Origin of the sequence: Paenalcaligenes hominis (assembly GCF_011927625.1) — a bacterium.
Lineage (GTDB): Bacteria > Pseudomonadota > Gammaproteobacteria > Burkholderiales > Burkholderiaceae_B > Paenalcaligenes > Paenalcaligenes hominis.
The window spans coordinates 511132-526917 of record NZ_JAATIZ010000003.1; the positions used below are offsets into that span (position 1 = coordinate 511132).

At 49.4% G+C, this 15786-nt stretch carries 15 protein-coding genes and 1 tRNA gene; 13 read left to right on the forward strand and 3 right to left on the reverse strand.

Going from position 1 to position 15786, the window contains the following annotated elements; translation table 11 throughout:
* Nucleotides 1-174 precede the first annotated feature (174 nt).
* The 5 genes from rplM to erpA all read left to right on the forward strand — a co-directional run bounded on the left by rplM (nucleotide 175) and on the right by erpA (nucleotide 3377).
* Nucleotides 175-603 carry a 50S ribosomal protein L13 gene (rplM, locus tag GGR41_RS09565; protein WP_077733862.1) on the forward strand — a complete coding sequence of 143 codons (429 nt, stop codon included), beginning with the start codon at nucleotides 175-177 and terminating at the stop codon, nucleotides 601-603.
* A gap of 9 nt (nucleotides 604-612) precedes the next feature.
* Nucleotides 613-1005 carry a 30S ribosomal protein S9 gene (gene rpsI, locus GGR41_RS09570; protein WP_077733861.1) on the forward strand — a complete coding sequence of 131 codons (393 nt, stop codon included), beginning with the start codon at nucleotides 613-615 and terminating at the stop codon, nucleotides 1003-1005.
* Nucleotides 1006-1162: 157 nt separating this feature from the next.
* Nucleotides 1163-2224 carry an N-acetyl-gamma-glutamyl-phosphate reductase gene (gene argC / locus GGR41_RS09575; protein ID WP_077733860.1) on the forward strand — a complete coding sequence of 354 codons (1062 nt, stop codon included), beginning with the start codon at nucleotides 1163-1165 and terminating at the stop codon, nucleotides 2222-2224.
* 56 nt (nucleotides 2225-2280) lie between these two features.
* Complete coding sequence (locus tag GGR41_RS09580) at nucleotides 2281-2961, forward strand: DUF6776 family protein (protein WP_167661635.1); 681 nt, start codon at nucleotides 2281-2283, stop codon at nucleotides 2959-2961.
* 47 nt (nucleotides 2962-3008) lie between these two features.
* Entirely contained in the window at nucleotides 3009-3377 is a 369-nt protein-coding gene (gene erpA / locus GGR41_RS09585) for an iron-sulfur cluster insertion protein ErpA (RefSeq protein WP_077733858.1), read from the forward strand.
* Nucleotides 3378-3380: 3 nt separating this feature from the next.
* On the opposite strand, the gene GGR41_RS09590 is transcribed toward erpA, so the two are convergent.
* Nucleotides 3381-4469 carry an anhydro-N-acetylmuramic acid kinase gene (locus tag GGR41_RS09590; protein WP_167661636.1) on the reverse strand — a complete coding sequence of 363 codons (1089 nt, stop codon included), beginning with the start codon at nucleotides 4467-4469 and terminating at the stop codon, nucleotides 3381-3383.
* Between the two features lie 18 nt (nucleotides 4470-4487).
* Entirely contained in the window at nucleotides 4488-5852 is a 1365-nt protein-coding gene (locus GGR41_RS09595; protein WP_167661637.1) for a M23 family metallopeptidase, read from the reverse strand.
* A gap of 262 nt (nucleotides 5853-6114) precedes the next feature.
* Here GGR41_RS09595 and tyrS point away from each other — a divergent pair, with 262 nt between their 5' ends.
* The 7 genes from tyrS (at nucleotide 6115) to GGR41_RS09630 (ending at nucleotide 11788) form a co-directional block, all read left to right on the forward strand.
* Complete coding sequence (gene tyrS / locus GGR41_RS09600; RefSeq protein ID WP_167661638.1) at nucleotides 6115-7341, forward strand: tyrosine--tRNA ligase; 1227 nt, start codon at nucleotides 6115-6117, stop codon at nucleotides 7339-7341.
* Nucleotides 7342-7364: 23 nt separating this feature from the next.
* Entirely contained in the window at nucleotides 7365-7997 is a 633-nt protein-coding gene (locus GGR41_RS09605) for a YbhB/YbcL family Raf kinase inhibitor-like protein (protein ID WP_167661639.1), read from the forward strand.
* Nucleotides 7998-8153: 156 nt separating this feature from the next.
* Nucleotides 8154-9398, forward strand: coding sequence for a serine hydroxymethyltransferase (glyA, locus tag GGR41_RS09610; protein ID WP_077733853.1), 1245 nt, complete (start codon nucleotides 8154-8156; stop codon nucleotides 9396-9398).
* Nucleotides 9399-9428: 30 nt separating this feature from the next.
* Nucleotides 9429-9896 (forward strand): transcriptional regulator NrdR, encoded by a 468-nt coding sequence (gene nrdR / locus GGR41_RS09615; protein ID WP_077733852.1) that lies wholly within the window; start codon nucleotides 9429-9431, stop codon nucleotides 9894-9896.
* A 14-nt stretch (nucleotides 9897-9910) separates the two neighbouring features.
* Nucleotides 9911-11023 (forward strand): bifunctional diaminohydroxyphosphoribosylaminopyrimidine deaminase/5-amino-6-(5-phosphoribosylamino)uracil reductase RibD, encoded by a 1113-nt coding sequence (ribD, locus tag GGR41_RS09620; protein ID WP_167661640.1) that lies wholly within the window; start codon nucleotides 9911-9913, stop codon nucleotides 11021-11023.
* On the forward strand, nucleotides 11024-11644 hold the full coding sequence (locus GGR41_RS09625) for a riboflavin synthase (protein WP_167661641.1): 621 nt from the start codon (nucleotides 11024-11026) through the stop codon (nucleotides 11642-11644). It begins immediately after the preceding gene.
* 54 nt (nucleotides 11645-11698) lie between these two features.
* Nucleotides 11699-11788 (forward strand) — tRNA-Ser (locus GGR41_RS09630).
* Nucleotides 11789-11920: 132 nt separating this feature from the next.
* On the opposite strand, the gene brnQ is transcribed toward GGR41_RS09630, so the two are convergent.
* A complete protein-coding gene (brnQ, locus tag GGR41_RS09635) occupies nucleotides 11921-13225 on the reverse strand; it encodes a branched-chain amino acid transport system II carrier protein (protein ID WP_167661642.1) in 1305 nt (434 codons plus the stop codon).
* A 240-nt stretch (nucleotides 13226-13465) separates the two neighbouring features.
* On the opposite strand from brnQ, the gene GGR41_RS09640 reads away from it, so the two are divergent.
* Nucleotides 13466-15673 carry a DUF3141 domain-containing protein gene (locus GGR41_RS09640; RefSeq protein ID WP_167661643.1) on the forward strand — a complete coding sequence of 736 codons (2208 nt, stop codon included), beginning with the start codon at nucleotides 13466-13468 and terminating at the stop codon, nucleotides 15671-15673.
* The last annotated feature ends 113 nt before the right edge of the window (nucleotides 15674-15786 follow it).

A 15786-nucleotide genomic window follows, 5' to 3' on the forward strand; every position in this document is an offset into this window, starting at 1 on the left:
CATAAAAGCCCCCTTTGCTTGGCTTTGGGGGCTTTTTTTCTTTGAAAAAAAGGCATTTGTGGTAGAATCTTAGGGTTTAGTCTATTTGTTATTAGTACGGGCGAAAAATAACGCCTTGGCTTATAGGCTAATTTTTATTTTATGGCGAATAGCCTTTTTATTTAGGAACCTATCATGAAGACCTTTGTGGCCAAGCCGCATGAAGTCCGTCGTGAGTGGTTTGTGATTGATGCCAAGGACAAAGTCCTCGGTCGTGTGGCCAGCGAAGTTGCACGCCGCCTACGTGGTAAACACAAACCCGAATACACTCCGCACGTTGACACTGGCGATTACATTGTTGTTATTAACGCAGCTGATATCCGCGTTACCGGTAACAAACTCCAAGACAAAAAATACTACCGTCATACAGGTTATGTAGGTGGTATTAAAGAGACCAACTTTGAAACCATGCAACAGCGTTTCCCTGGCCGTGCTTTAGAAAAAGCCGTCAAAGGTATGCTCCCTAAAGGCCCATTGGGTTACGCCATGGCCAAGAAACTCAAGGTTTACGCTGGCGAAGAGCATCCGCACTCCGCCCAACAGCCTAAACCACTGGAAATCTAAGGACAGGTCATGATCGGTAATTGGAATTACGGTACCGGCCGCCGCAAATCTTCGGTGGCACGTGTATTTATCAAAAAAGGTACGGGCGCTATTGTTGTTAATGGCAAGCCTGTAGACGAATACTTCGCTCGTGAAACAGGCCGCATGATTGTGCGTCAGCCTTTGGCTCTCACCGAGCACCTCGAGTCATTTGATATCAAGGTAAACGTACACGGCGGCGGCGAAAGCGGCCAAGCAGGTGCGGTACGCCACGGTATCACTCGTGCTTTGATCGACTTCGACGAAACACTTAAGCCCGCGCTAAAACAAGCCGGTCTAGTGACTCGCGATGCTCGTGAAGTCGAGCGTAAGAAAGTGGGTTTCCACAAAGCGCGTCGTCGCAAACAGTTCAGCAAACGCTAATTGTTTTGCGTCACCCTTGTGGTGCCTCAAAAACCCCCAGCTACGGCTGGGGGTTTTTTTATTCGTATGAACTCGTCCTAATTCCCACAAAAAACGCTATTTCATTTATGATAAGTAGATTCTTATCTTGTTTTTTTGCTACACATAAAGGGGCCTTATGTCTACGTCAACACATGCCAAGCCAATTCGAGTCGGTATTGTGGGTGCAACCGGTTACACCGGTGTGGAATTACTGCGGTTACTCGCTCAACACCCACAGGCGCAAGTCGTGGCCGTTACCTCGCGTCAGGAATCCGGTATGCCCGTAGCCGACATGTTTCCTAGTTTGCGTGGTCATGTGGATGCGGTTTTTCAAACGCCCGACGAGGCTCAGCTTGACCAGTGCGATGTGGTTTTCTTTGCTACACCGCACGGCGTGGCCATGAACGAGGCCCAGGCCTTATTAGACAAAGGTGTCAAGGTCATTGATTTGGCCGCTGATTTTCGCTTGCAGGACACAAAGGTGTTCGAAAAATGGTACAAAATGCCCCACGCCTGCCCCGACATCTTGGCGCAATCGGTGTACGGTTTGGTCGAAATCAATCGTGAAAAAATCGCCAAGGCTCAGGTAGTGGGCAACCCCGGCTGTTATCCTGTTACCGTGTTACTAGGTACAGCGCCATTATGGGGCCACAGCACGCCACTAGTAGAAGCCCGTGTGGTAGCGGATTGTAAATCCGGTGTGTCGGGTGCCGGCCGCAAAGCCGCTGTGGGCAGCTTATTTTCCGAGGCCAGCGATAATTTTAAAGCCTATGGTGTAGGTGGGCATCGTCATCACCCCGAAATTTCTGCCCAACTTAAACTCTTAAACCAAGGTCAGGATATCGACCTCACTTTTGTGCCGCATTTAGTCCCCATGATTCGCGGTATGTTCTCTACCTTGTATGTGCGTATTACTCCCGAAGGCATGGACACAGACTTTCAGGCCCTCTACGAGCAGTTTTACGCTAATGAATACTTTGTGGATGTATTGCCTGCAGGGGTTATACCTGAAACCCGTTCAGTACGTGCTTCTAATAAAATCCGTATTGCTATCCAACGCCATGGCGACCAACTCATCATCATGGCTGCCCAAGACAATTTGGTAAAGGGTGCGTCGGGGCAGGCGGTGCAAAATATGAATTTAATGTTTGGTTTACCCGAACAAACTGGGCTCGAACACGTCGCGATTTTGCCTTAATTGTGTAACAACACCAAAAAGAGGGAACTGGTTTTTATTTATTTTGTCAAATAAATATGACAACACCTACCTCTACACCCACATTACGTTGGGGTTGGCTGCTCATAGCGGTGCTGGTGGGCCTGCTCATTGGGGCGGGCTCTGCTTGGTATTGGCAGCAGCAGCGCTTAGATTCTCTTAGACAGGTCCATAGCCAATGGCTAGGTGCCCAAGAGCAACTGCAGCAGGCGCAGTTGCAAAACCAAAGCCTGCACACCCAGCTGACCTTAGAGCAAGCCACCCAAGACGCATTGCAGCAACGCCTCACGGAAAACCAACGCGAGCTAGGCCGTCTTCAAGAACAACTAGCTTTTTACGAGCATCTGTTACCTTTATCCGGTGCAGGCCCTGTCCAGGTGCGTGGTCTAGATCTAGAGCCCCAGGCCGAGACCTTACGATACAAGCTGCTTTTACAGCGTCCTGCAGCACTGCCGCGCTTTAATGGGCACATACAATTTACGGCTCATGGGCATCTAAACGGAGATTCAGTTAACATAGTGTTAACTACTGCCGGCGAGGAACCCAGCACAACGGCTGATATTGAGTTTGATCAGTTTTTACGCACAACGGGTTTATTAGCGGTTCCAGATGGCCTGCGCATCGAGGCGGTCACTTTACATATCTACCAAGGCAAGCAGTTGCGTGCCACCCACAAAATTGATCTAGTGCCTAGTTCTGCTGCGGCAGCAGATGATTAAGGCTTAAACTACTAGAGTTACCTATTTATTCGTTGTAGGAGTTTCTTATGAATACCCTAACTGAAACGGTCGATCTACAGGCTCCGCCAGCTCCCTTGAGCTTTACTGATCCCGCTGTTGAAAAAGTACGCGAGCTATTGCTCGAGGAAGGCAATCCCGATCTAAAACTACGTGTTTTCGTACAAGGCGGTGGTTGTTCCGGTTTCCAGTATGGTTTTACTTTTGATGACGTCACGGATGATGACGATACCGTTATTGAAAAAGGCGGGGTGCAGTTACTGGTTGACCCCATGAGCTTTCAATATCTGGTTGGCGCGGAAATTGACTTTAAAGATGACCTAGAAGGCGCTCAGTTTGTTATCCGTAATCCAAATGCTAGCACCACATGTGGTTGCGGCTCATCTTTTACGGTGTAACCACTACGCTTTATACCAAGCCCCAAGCAAGCGGCTATGGGTAGCCCCCGTTACCGCTGGGTGGCTAGCAGGAATATCATGCTGATACGCATAGGCCAGCCAAGCAAACGCAGCGGCTTCGACCTCTTGGGCGCCAATCCCAAACCCGTCACTGATGTAGACGGGTTTTTTTATTTCTTGAGCCAATAGGTCAAGTAAATGGCAATTATAGGCGCCACCCCCACACACAATCAGTTCAGTGCTGTCGGCAGCATAGTCACGAATCGCGTATGCAATACTACGGGCAGTAAACAAGGCTAATGTGGCTTGTACCGTAGCAGGGCTAAGGTCAGGATAATAAGCCAGATGTTGGGCGAGCCAAGCCGAATTAAATAAATCACGTCCTGTAGACTTAGGCGGTGGCTGATGCAGCCAGCTTTCACTTAATAGGCGGTCAAGCAAACCCGAATGAGGGCGGGCTGAGGCGGCCCATTGGCCTGCAGCGTCATAACGTTGACCTAAATGGGTATCAATCCATTCATCCATTAGTGCATTGGCAGGGCCTGTATCAAACCCGATTGCGGGTTGGCCGGGCCGTAGAATGCTGATATTAGCCATGCCGCCCAGATTCAGCACCACGCGAGCTTGAGCGCTGCTAAAGATAGCCTGATGGAAAAGGGGGACTAAAGGCGCACCTTGGCCCCCAGCGGCTAAGTCTCGACTACGAAAATCAGCAATCACATCAATCCCAGTGAGCTCTGCCAATAAGGCCGGGGCATTTAATTGCCAACTATAGCCGAGCTCTGGTGCATGCCGCACCGTTTGACCATGGACCCCAATGGCTTGAATCGCCGCTGGGGTTAAGCCGTTTTCTTGTAATAGCTTTGTGCAGCTTGTGGCGTATAGACGCACCAAAGCTTGGGCAGCCAAGGCCGCCCGATGCAGTTCGTTGTGGCCCGCCCTATTTAGCGCTAACAGTTCAGCACGTAATGAGGCGGGCATACTTAATGCAGTATGTGCGAGTACCTTTACCGAGTTCACCGCAGAGATACGGCACAGGGCGGCATCTACACCATCGGTACTGGTACCGGACATTAAGCCGATATACAGCATGTTTAGCTAGAGGTAGGATTAGTCATCTAAGGAGGCGACTAACGGTTGGTCTAGCCCTTTAAGTAAAGCCAGTTGGGAGCGGTATTGCAGTGCAGTGGCCTTGAAAGCGGCTTGCTGCTTGGCATCTAATACGCGCGCAACGGGTAGCTCTACGGAAAGCGGATCGACTGGCTTGTTATTAATGCGAAACTCGTAATGCAAATGCGGCCCGGTTGCCCAACCCGTTGACCCGACATGGCCAATTAATTGACCTTGGGAAACGGTGTCACCGCGTTTTAAGCCCGCTGCAAATTTACTTTGGTGGGCATATAACGTGCTGAAACCACTGTGATGCTCGATCACGATGGTTTTACCGTAGCCGTTTTGATTACCAATAAAGGTAACGACACCGTCGCCGGTAGCATGAATGGGGGTGCCGGTGGGGGCCGCATAGTCAACACCATTATGGTTGCGCCAGTTGCCATGAATGGGATGACGGCGACCACCAAAAGTGGAGCTGATACGAGTAAATTTCAACGCGTTGCGTAAAAACGTACCTTGGGAGCTTTGACCAGTAAAATCATAGTAAGAGCCGGACTGGCCGTCTGGGGTGAACCATAAGGCGTCATGCGTTTTACCCTGATTTTCAAACTCTAAAGCTAGAATTTTTCCTGCGCCGACTTGTTGACCGTTGTAGCTGTGGGTCTCGTACACCAGTCTAAAGCGATCACCTTTGCGTAGGTCTTTCATGAAGTCCATTTTAGAGCTTAGGATCTCTGGGATTTGCAGCGCAATAGAGTCTGGGATATTTGCGGCATCTGTGGCCCCAAATAACGAGGAGTTAATGGTGCCCTCTGCCATTTGAATGTGAGTCGAGGTAGCCATGGACTGCTCGGTAGCGATATAGCTACCTTGGCCGTCTGGGCGCACCTCAAGCCATTTGGAAACGGCTTGCCCTTTGTCATTGTCAGTGGGAGTGTGATGATAGCGAAGCCACAGTAAGTCGTTGTCATCCGTTAAGGCGACTTGAAGGCTGCGTCCGGGGTAGAGCTTATAAATAGAACGAGCATTTTTATCATGAGTAAGAAATGCTTGTAGACCGGGAGCAGTGACTTGAAGCCGTTGTAGTAACGCCGCGAGGGTATCACCACGACGAATGCGTGTTTCTTGGATGTAAGGCTCAGTGTTCTTTAGACCCAGGGGCGTAACGCCTGCAGGCAACTCAAGAGCTTGAGTAGCCTGAAAAATAGTGGGTTCTTCGGTGGGTTCAACCACGGCAATTGCCGCGGCCCCTGCAAATAAACCGAAGGCAAGAACCAGTAGAGTCTTTGTTACGATTCGACTTTTCTTTGGGCTGGTGTGCTGGGGAGCGGTAGACGTGCCGTCATTCCCTTTGTTAAGCATGTGACCAAAACCTTGTACGATGTTAGGTTTAGATTGACCTTTCCGTGTAGGAATACACAGAACGGTTTACAATCTAAACGGATAAGCCAAAAATGAGAAAAAACGTTTCTAGGCAGAAGCTGTATTCTGCGCAAACGTTTTTGATAAGATGCGTGTTGAGCCAGAGGCGCACGAAGGTGCAGTTTTTGGGCCCAAGCGTTATCCTAGCTTATTTACGCCGGTTTTTCGACCCTTTTAAGAAAAGTTTTAATCAGGTCTACTTATGTCAGTACAAGACGCTCCCATTACTCCAGCAGTAGAGGCCGATTTAGCCATCGTTAAACGTGGCTGCGACGAGCTACTCGTGGAGTCTGAGTTTGCTCGTAAACTCGCACGTAGCCATGCTACAGGCCAGCCTTTACGCATTAAATTAGGCTTAGATCCTACGGCGCCCGATATTCATTTGGGTCATACCGTAGTACTAAATAAAATGCGTCAGCTCCAAGACTTAGGTCATCAAGTTGTTTTTTTAATTGGTGATTTCACGTCCACTATTGGTGATCCTAGCGGTCGCAACACAACGCGTCCCCCTTTGACGCCCGAGCAAGTCAAGGCCAATGCCCAAACGTATTGTGATCAGGCAAGTTTGATTTTGGATCAGTCCAAGACCGAGGTGCTTTATAACTCTGCATGGCTAGACCAATTAGGCTCCCGTGGCTTAATCCAACTCGCATCACGTTATACCGTAGCACGCATGATGGAGCGCGACGACTTTACCAAGCGCTTTAGCTCTAACACGCCCATTTCTGTGCACGAGTTTATTTATCCCTTGCTTCAAGGCTATGACTCGGTGCAGTTAAAAGCCGACCTAGAGCTCGGTGGAACTGATCAAAAATTTAACTTGCTTGTAGGGCGTGAGCTTCAAAAAGAATACGGCCAAGAACCTCAATGCATTTTGACCATGCCTTTATTGGTAGGTTTAGATGGCACAGAGAAAATGTCTAAGTCCAAGGGCAACTACATTGGGGTTACTGAAACGGCTGATTCCATGTTCGGTAAAATCATGTCGATTTCCGATACGCTGATGTGGTCGTACTTCGAGCTCTTGTCGTTCCGCAGCTTGGCTGAAATCCAAAATTTCAAAGACGCTATTGCAGCGGGCCAAAACCCACGCAATATAAAAGTCGCTCTAGCCCAAGAAATCGTTGCGCGCTTCCATAGCCAACGCGATGCTGACGAAGCTCTCCAACGCTTCGAGGCACGCTTTAAACACGGCGAGATCCCCGAGGACATTCCCGAGGTTACCTTAGCGGGTGCGCCACTAGGCATTATTTCGGTATTGCGCGAGGCCGGTTTAGTGGCATCAGGCAGCGAAGCCCAGCGTAACCTTACTCAAGGCGGCGTTCGTGTAGACGGCACCCGTATCGAAGACCGCGCCATTAAGCTGGCTGCCGGTACCTACGTCGTCCAGGTTGGTAAACGCCGCTTTGCTCGTGTAACCTTAACCTAACGATTTTACTCAAGGAGCAAGTGATGAAACTGCATAGTGATTCTTTTTCCGACCAAGCCGTTATTCCAGTGCGTTATGCGTTTGGGAAATACGATGCTCAGAACAAAGTGGCTCTGGCAGATAATATCAATCCACACCTGGCCTGGAGCCAAGCTCCCGAGCCAACTCAATCCTTTGTGATTTTATGTGTAGATTCGGATGTACCTACGCAGCCGGATGATGTGAATCAGCCCGACCGCGAGGTGCCTTCCGACTTGCCCCGTACTGACTTTTACCATTGGGTGTTAGTAGACGTGGCGCCCAATATTCGGGAAATTGCCGAGGGCAGCTATGCACAGGGCATCACCCCCCGTGGTAAATCGGGTCCTCTGTCCCTAGATGGCACGCGCCAAGGCTTAAATGACTTCACGCAATGGTTTGCACATGACCATGATATGAACGGCGATTATTTCGGTTACGACGGGCCGTGCCCGCCATGGAACGACTCCCTCATTCATCATTATCGCTTCACGGTGTATGCGCTAGACATCGACCGTGTCCCCCTCGAGGGCAAGTTTAACGGCGCCCAAGTCCTGAAGGCCATTACTCCGCATATTCTGGCTCAGGCCAGTATTACTGGTACCTATACCTTAAACCCACGTCTAGGCGCGGCGTAAAATCCACTGATTTCACACCCATGAAAACAATAGCGCTTAATTACCGTTAAAATTGGCTTTTAGGGTTTTTTTGCACAGAAGCCGTTTTTTTCAGCTTAAAACCTACTAAAGCGGTAAAATGCTGACTTTATGCCCTCTTTTTAGTTAGGATCTTTCATGTTTGATCGTTCTCATACTCTCGATATTGCTGACCCAGAACTTTGGGCAGCCATGCAAAAAGAAGACGTGCGCCAAGAGCAGCATATCGAACTTATTGCCTCTGAAAACTACACTAGCCCTGCTGTCATGCAAGCCCAAGGCTCTCAGCTGACAAATAAATACGCAGAAGGCTATCCTGGTCGTCGCTATTATGGCGGTTGTGAATTCGTAGATATCGTAGAGCAGCTTGCTATTGATCGTCTCAAACAAATTTTTGGTGCTGAGGCCGCTAACGTGCAACCTAACTCTGGCTCACAAGCCAATCAGGGTGTGTACATGGCTGTGCTCAAGCCTGGCGATACCGTTCTGGGTATGAGTCTAGCCGAAGGGGGGCACCTCACCCATGGTTCCCCAGTCAATGCGTCTGGAAAACTGTACAACTTCATTTCTTATGGTCTTGATGAAAATGAAGTGCTTAATTACGACCAACTCGAGGCCCTCGCTAAAGAGCACAAACCAAAACTTATTGTTGCAGGGGCTTCCGCGTACTCCTTACATATCGACTTCGAGCGCATTGCCCGTATCGCTAAGGAAAACAACGCGTTGTTTATGGTAGATATTGCCCACTATGCTGGCTTGGTGGCCGGTGGCCAATACCCCAACCCTGTACCACACGCCGACTTCGTGACTTCTACCACGCACAAATCCTTACGTGGTCCACGTGGTGGCGTCATTATGATGAAAGCCGAGCACGAGAAAATCATTAACTCTGCTATTTTCCCCGGCATTCAAGGTGGTCCTCTAATGCATGTCATTGCAGGTAAAGCGGTTGCCTTCAAAGAAGCCCTAGAGCCCAGCTTCAAAGACTACGCCGCCCAAATCATTAAAAATGCCGATGCCTTAGCCCGTACCTTGGTAGAGCGTGGTTTACGTATTGTGTCAAATGGCACCCAAAGTCACTTGATGTTGGTCGATTTACGTTCCAAAGGTCTAACCGGTAAACAAGCCGAGGAAGCCCTAGGCAAAGCCCATATCACCGTCAACAAAAACTCTATTCCTAACGATCCCGAGTCACCCTTTGTGACCAGTGGCGTGCGTTTAGGAACGCCAGCTGTAACGACGCGTGGTTTTACTGAAGACGATTGTGTATTAACGGCTCATCTTATTGCCGATGTCTTAGATAATCCTAATGACGAAGAAAACTTGGCAAACGTACGCAGCCGTGTACATGAATTAACTTCACGCTTGCCCGTGTACCGTTAATTTTTACGCCCTTAGCAGGGCGCACTGCTTATGAAATGTCCGTTCTGTAGTTATGATGACACTCAAGTCGTAGACTCACGCGTATCAGAAGACGGCGGCGCCATCCGGCGGCGGCGTCGCTGTGCAAAATGCGAGCGTCGGTTTACCACCTACGAACGGGCAGATCTCATGATGCCAGCAGTAGTCAAGCGCAGCGGAAGTCGCATGGAGTTTGATGTGAACCGCTTGCGCGCTAGTATGGATCTCGCACTACGTAAACGCTCGGTGCCTACGCCCGAGGTCGATGCCGCTGTAGCTCGGATTACTGAAGGTTTACTTATTAGTGGCGAGCGCGAAGTCACTACCGAACAGATCGGCGAACTCGTCATGGAACAATTAAAAAAATTAGACCAAGTCGCCTATGTCCGCTTTGCCTCGGTATACAAAAGTTTTAATGACATCCGCGAGTTTGTTGAAGCCATTGACGCGATGCAAGATGGGGATAGCGAAAAAGCGTGATGCATTCGTTTTTCATGCAACAAGCCCTACAGGCTGCGCGCACCGCCTTGTATGTGACCAGTCCTAATCCGCGCGTTGGTTGCGTCATTGTTATTGATAATACAGTAGTGGCAACGGGCGCGACTCAACCAGCAGGCGGAGCACACGCGGAAGTCATGGCCCTACGGGCCGCCCGACAGGCGGGTTATTCTTTAGCACAGGCGACGGTGTATGTCACACTTGAGCCGTGTTCCCATTATGGTCGCACTCCGCCGTGTGTACAGGCACTGATTCAAGCTCGCCCTAAGGCCGTTGTCATTGCAATGGCTGACCCCAACCCTCAGGTCGCTGGTCAAGGCATTGCCGCACTAAAGCAGGCGGGCATAGAGGTTCTTGTCGGTATAGAGCAAGAAGCCGCTTTTGAGTTGAATATTGGTTTTGTCGCACGCATGGTACGTGGTAGGCCGTGGCTATGGTTAAAAACGGCTTCTTCTTTAGATGGGCAGACCGCTTTGACCTCAGGGCAGTCAAAATGGATCACTGGCCCAGAGGCGCGCCAAGATGGGCAACATTTTCGGGCGCGCAGTTGCTTGGTATTAACGGGGATAGGCACATGCTTAGCCGATAACCCATTATTAAATGTGCGTGATATACCTACCTCTCGTCAGCCTATTCGTGCCGTGGTCGATAGCCAATTGCGTATTTCACCTGATGCAGCGCTGTTTAATGGGGATCCGGTTTGGGTATTTACGACTCAGTCAAATGCCCAGTTAGCAGCGCAACTGGCAGATAAAAATGCCCAGCTCATCACCCTGCCTGCCACCCCAGACGGTCAGGTGGACTTGGTTTATTTGATGCATTGGCTAGGCAAGCAGCAAATTAACGAGGTGCACACCGAAGCAGGTGCTCAACTGAATGGCGCTTTGTGGCAAGCAGGGCAAGTAGATGCCATCCTCAGCTATATTGCCCCTGTCGTATTGGGACCAGGTCGCCCTTTGATGTACCTAGATCCTTTACCCGATTTAGCTCACGCCAGACGAATGGAAATGGTGGAAACCCAGCTTGTTGGCGCTGATGTTCGAATACAAATGCGTCATGCACAGCATTGGCAGCAGCTTTACACGCAAATACAGATTGAGGAGCAGTAAATGTTTACAGGAATTGTGAGTGCCGTTGGGCAAATCACCCACGTACAGCCCCTAGCTACCCACGATAACGAGGCCGGCTTACGTTTACGTATTGAAACCGCTGACTTTGATTTACAACGGTGTAAGTTAGGGGATTCAATTGCTATCCAAGGCGCCTGCATGACGGTGGTCGAGTTAGAGCCGCAGGCATTTAGCATTGAGATTTCGCGAGAAAGCTTGAACCGTACAGCGGGATTGGATCAAATCGGCGCGGTCAATTTAGAACATGCTATGCGGCTTGGAGATACCTTAGATGGTCATATGGTGCTTGGGCATGTCGATGGGGTAGGGCACGTGTCACGTATGGCACCCGTAGGTGAATCTTACGAGCTGCGTATTATTGCCCCCACTGAGCTAGCCAAATACTTGGCCTATAAAGGTAGCGTAACGGTAAATGGGGTCAGTCTGACGGTGAACGAAGTGGTAGATCTAGACCAAGGCTGTGAAATAAGTATTAATTTGATCCCCCATACTGTCGAGGTCACCACATTAAAACACTTACAAAAAGGTTCTAGGGTCAACTTAGAAGTGGATGCGATTGCGCGCTATGTAGAGCGTATGATGTCTTTACAAAACAAATAACCCTTGCTTTTTAAGGCAGAAGACTTATAATACTATTCTTTGCCGAATGCAAAAGGACAGGTGACCGAGTGGTTGAAGGTGCACGCCTGGAAAGCGTGTGTACGTTTACGCGTACCGAGGGTTCGAATCCCTCTCTGTCCGCCAAAGATTTTAAAAGCCCGCCTATTTTTAGGCGGGCTTTTTTGCGTTTGGGTGTGGTGACATCCGCTGATACTTGATCGCCTGGGGCTGTTATTCGAGACCATGGGATTGTTCTCGATTGAAAGAAAAACCGTATTAGCCTTTAGGCGCTAAAAATCGACTGGCGCCAGCACTTAGGCATAAGGTAACTAAAACAGGCAGCACCCATCCTAAGCCTAGTGATGCGCCAGGCAAGGCGTGTAGCCAATGTGGTAAAAAGTCTCCTATATCCGCCGCTCGTAATCCGTCCATTAAGCCGAACAAAGCCGCTACGCCTAGTGTAGGAATAAAGACGCTAGGTGGATGACGCCAACACGACATGGCTAGACACAGCAGCACCAATGCAATAGCAATGGGGTACAGCGTCAATAAGACGGGTACAGCAATGGCGATCAGTTGAGTCAGGCCTTGGTTGGCAATGAGCATGCTAATCAGGCTTAATAGCACTACTGCTTTGGGATAAGAAATACGCAGTAATTGGCTAAAGTACAAACCACAGGCTGAAATTAAGCCAATCGCTGTGGTTAGGCAGGCTAAAACAATCACTAAGGCCAACAGTAGATTGCCTAATGGGCCAAAACTGTGGTTGACGAACGCGTTCAATATAGGCGCTCCAGTGGGCGCATTCGGCGCGAGCACGCCACTGCTGGCCCCAAGCCAAATTAACGATACATAGACCAAAGCTAAGCCAATGGCGGCAATAAGACCTGCAATAATGGTGTAGCGTGTTAAAAGACGCGTATCTGTAATGCCTTTATCGCTGATGGCTTTAATAATGACTATGCCAAACACCAAGGCGGCTAACGCATCCATGGTCTGATAACCCTGAGTAAAGCCTTCTGCAAACGCATGCTCTGTATAGGGACCTGAAGGCAACGTAACACTACCTACAGGCCAGAAAACGGCGGCGATAGCTAACGCACTAAGTCCTAAGATCAAAATAGGGGTAATGAGCTTTCCTACTGTATCCAATAATCGCCCTGGGTAAAGTGAAATCAGCATCACAATAAGAAAAAACACGGCACTGTAAATGGCTAACGCCAACTCACTCTCACCAACAAAAGGCACAAACCCAATTGAATAAGACACTGTCGCGGTGCGAGGTGTAGCAAAGAGTGGGCCTATAGTCAGGTAAATTAAGGTGCCAAAAACAGCACCTGCTACCTTGCCAATGGGCTGAGTGACGGTATTTAGGCCACCACCTATGCGCGCCAAGGCGACTACCGCCAATAAGGGCAGCCCTACGCCTGTTAGCAAAAAACCTAACGCTGCAGACCAAATGGTGTTACCCGCTAGTTGTCCGACTTGGGGCGGAAATATAATATTGCCTGCACCTAAAAAAAGCGCAAACGTCATGAAGCCCAAGCCAAGTAAGTCTCGGGAGTTAAGAGAGGCATTCATAGAAAATACACATGTGTGATACAGAAGGGAGCCGTGGCTCAAATGCAGCTAATGATACCGTAAATCAAGCACTGGGTTGTGCTTTTACGCACAATTCAGCAACTGCTGCTATAGTATATGTTGCAGTGCAATATCAACGCGTACAGGCAGAGCTTTAGCTCCAATCTCATCGTTGCCTAGCTAGAAGCTCATTGCCTATTCCGTCTTTTTCTGCGTCGTCTTCCTTTCAAGGAGTAGCACATGTGGACCGAATTAGGCCGTCAGGCTTTAGATTACATGCTGGATGTACAGCAACGCTCATGGCTGTATTTAGATGTAATGCGTCAAGCGAGCGATCAGTATATTGAGCACACAAGCGAAGGTAGTCCCCCCGTGTTGGTGTTTGAGCATGAGTTAATTGCGGATGGGCTCGATTTACCTCAACCGGTCAATTATGGCTTGTTGCGTATCTGCGCACCCGAGCACAGCCCCACTGATCCCACCAAACGACCTTTTGTAGTGATTGACCCGCGTGCAGGTCATGGCCCAGGTGTAGCTGGCTCTAAAGTTCATTCTGAGGTGGGGCTAGCTTTAGAAAAAGGGCATGCGTGTTATTTTGTGACCTTTGCACCGTATCCCGAGCCCAAGCAATCTATTGCTGATGTGCTGAAAGCAGAAAAGTATTTTTTAGAGGTGGTAGCGCAACGTCACCCTCCAGCCACGTGTGGTAAACCTTTTGTGGTGGGTAATTGTCAGGGGGGCTGGGCATTATTTATGTTAGCCAGTGCTGCGCCCGAATTGGTGGGTCCTATTATGTTGGCAGGCTCGCCTTTGTCTTACTGGGCAGGACGGACTGGTGCCCAAAACCCAATGCGTTACACCGGCGGTATGCTAGGAGGCTCTTGGCTTAGCTCTTTAGCTAGTGATTTGGGACAGGGTGTATTTGATGGGGCCTATTTAATTGATAACTTTGAAAATCTAAACCCAGCCAATACGTTTTGGACTAAACCCTACCGTCTTTTTTCTCAAATCGACACCGAGGCCGAACGTTACTTGGAGTTTGATCGCTGGTGGTCTGCACCTTTTTACATGACTCGCCAAGAAATGGATTGGATTGTACAGAACCTCTTTGTGGGCAACCGGCTCTCCAGGGCAGAGCTGCCCGACCCCACCACAGACGGTTTAATTAACCCCAGAAACATACGCAGTCCTATCGTGGTGTTTGCTTCAGCGGGCGATAACATTACCCCTCCTGCTCAAGCGCTCAATTGGATTCTGGATTTATACAAAGACGAAGAAGACTTACGCCTGCACGAGCAAGTGATTGTCTATAACATCCATCAAAGCACAGGCCATTTGGGCATTTTTGTGTCGGCCACTGTTGCCAATCGAGAGCATAGCACTTTATTTAATGTGCTGGACTTAATTGAGTTGTTACCGCCAGGCCTGTACGAGGCATGTATTGAAGACTTACATCCAGACATGCCTTTTGTTGAACTTGTTGAAGGGCGTCATACCATTCGATTTGAGTCTCGCAGTTTTGAGGATTTACGTGCTTTCGACGATGGTCGCGAGGATGAGAAAGCCTTTGAGGTGGTAGAGCGAGTATCGCAAGTGAATCAGCATGTCTATGATCTGGCTGTTTCGCCTTTGGTTAGGCAGGTTTCTACAGCGTGGTCTGCTCAGGCATTACGGCTTTTGCACCCAAAACGTGTTAGCCGTTATAGTTGGTCTAGCTTAAATCCAGTGGCCTTAGCGGTGATGCCGCTCGCCGCACAGGCCAAGGCACAGCGCCAACCGATCCTTGGTCCTAATCTCTTTAGTGATATGGAACAATGGTTTAGTGAGAGCATGGTTCGTGGTTGGGATACATACAGAGATATACGCGACCAAAGTATTGAGGTGGCTTTTCAGCAGATCTACGGCGCACCATGGCTACGCGCCTTGCTTGGTTTGGACAATAGCCACATGCCATCACAGTATTTACTTGATCGTGATGTGGCGCTACAAAATGAGCTAAAAGCTTTGCGCAAACAGGTCAGTTACTTGCAGATTAACCAGGGCGATAGCGCAGCTGCTTTAGCGCGCATATTGATTTATATGGCGGAGAAAAGCAGTTTTGTGGATGAGCGAGCCTTTAACTTATTAAAACGCTTAAGTCAGGAGCAGGTGCAAGGATGCCAATTACCTAGTCTGGATAAACTAAAAGCCACCTTGCGTGAGCAATGGAGTGTGATGCAGCAATATCCAGAGGAAGCCATAGCCGCCATTCCCAAGCTAGTTCCATCTGCGCAACAACGTCAGCTTATTTGGAATGCGGTAGCTGAAATTGCAGAGTTACACGATTTAAACAATGCCTCCGAGGCGATACAGACGCGCTTTGCTACTATCGCTTGCGCCTTAGGTTTATGCAGCGCTTGGCAACCAACAAAGAAAAAAGCGACAAAACGTCGTCGCTCAGTCAAATAATGGGGGTAGGTAATGGTGCGGCGCAGGCCGCACCTTTAGTTTTTATCAGATTGCGCGGAAAACTCCGCCGTTCAGGGCGGGGATGAATAGCGCGGACGCGCTAGCGTCTTCGT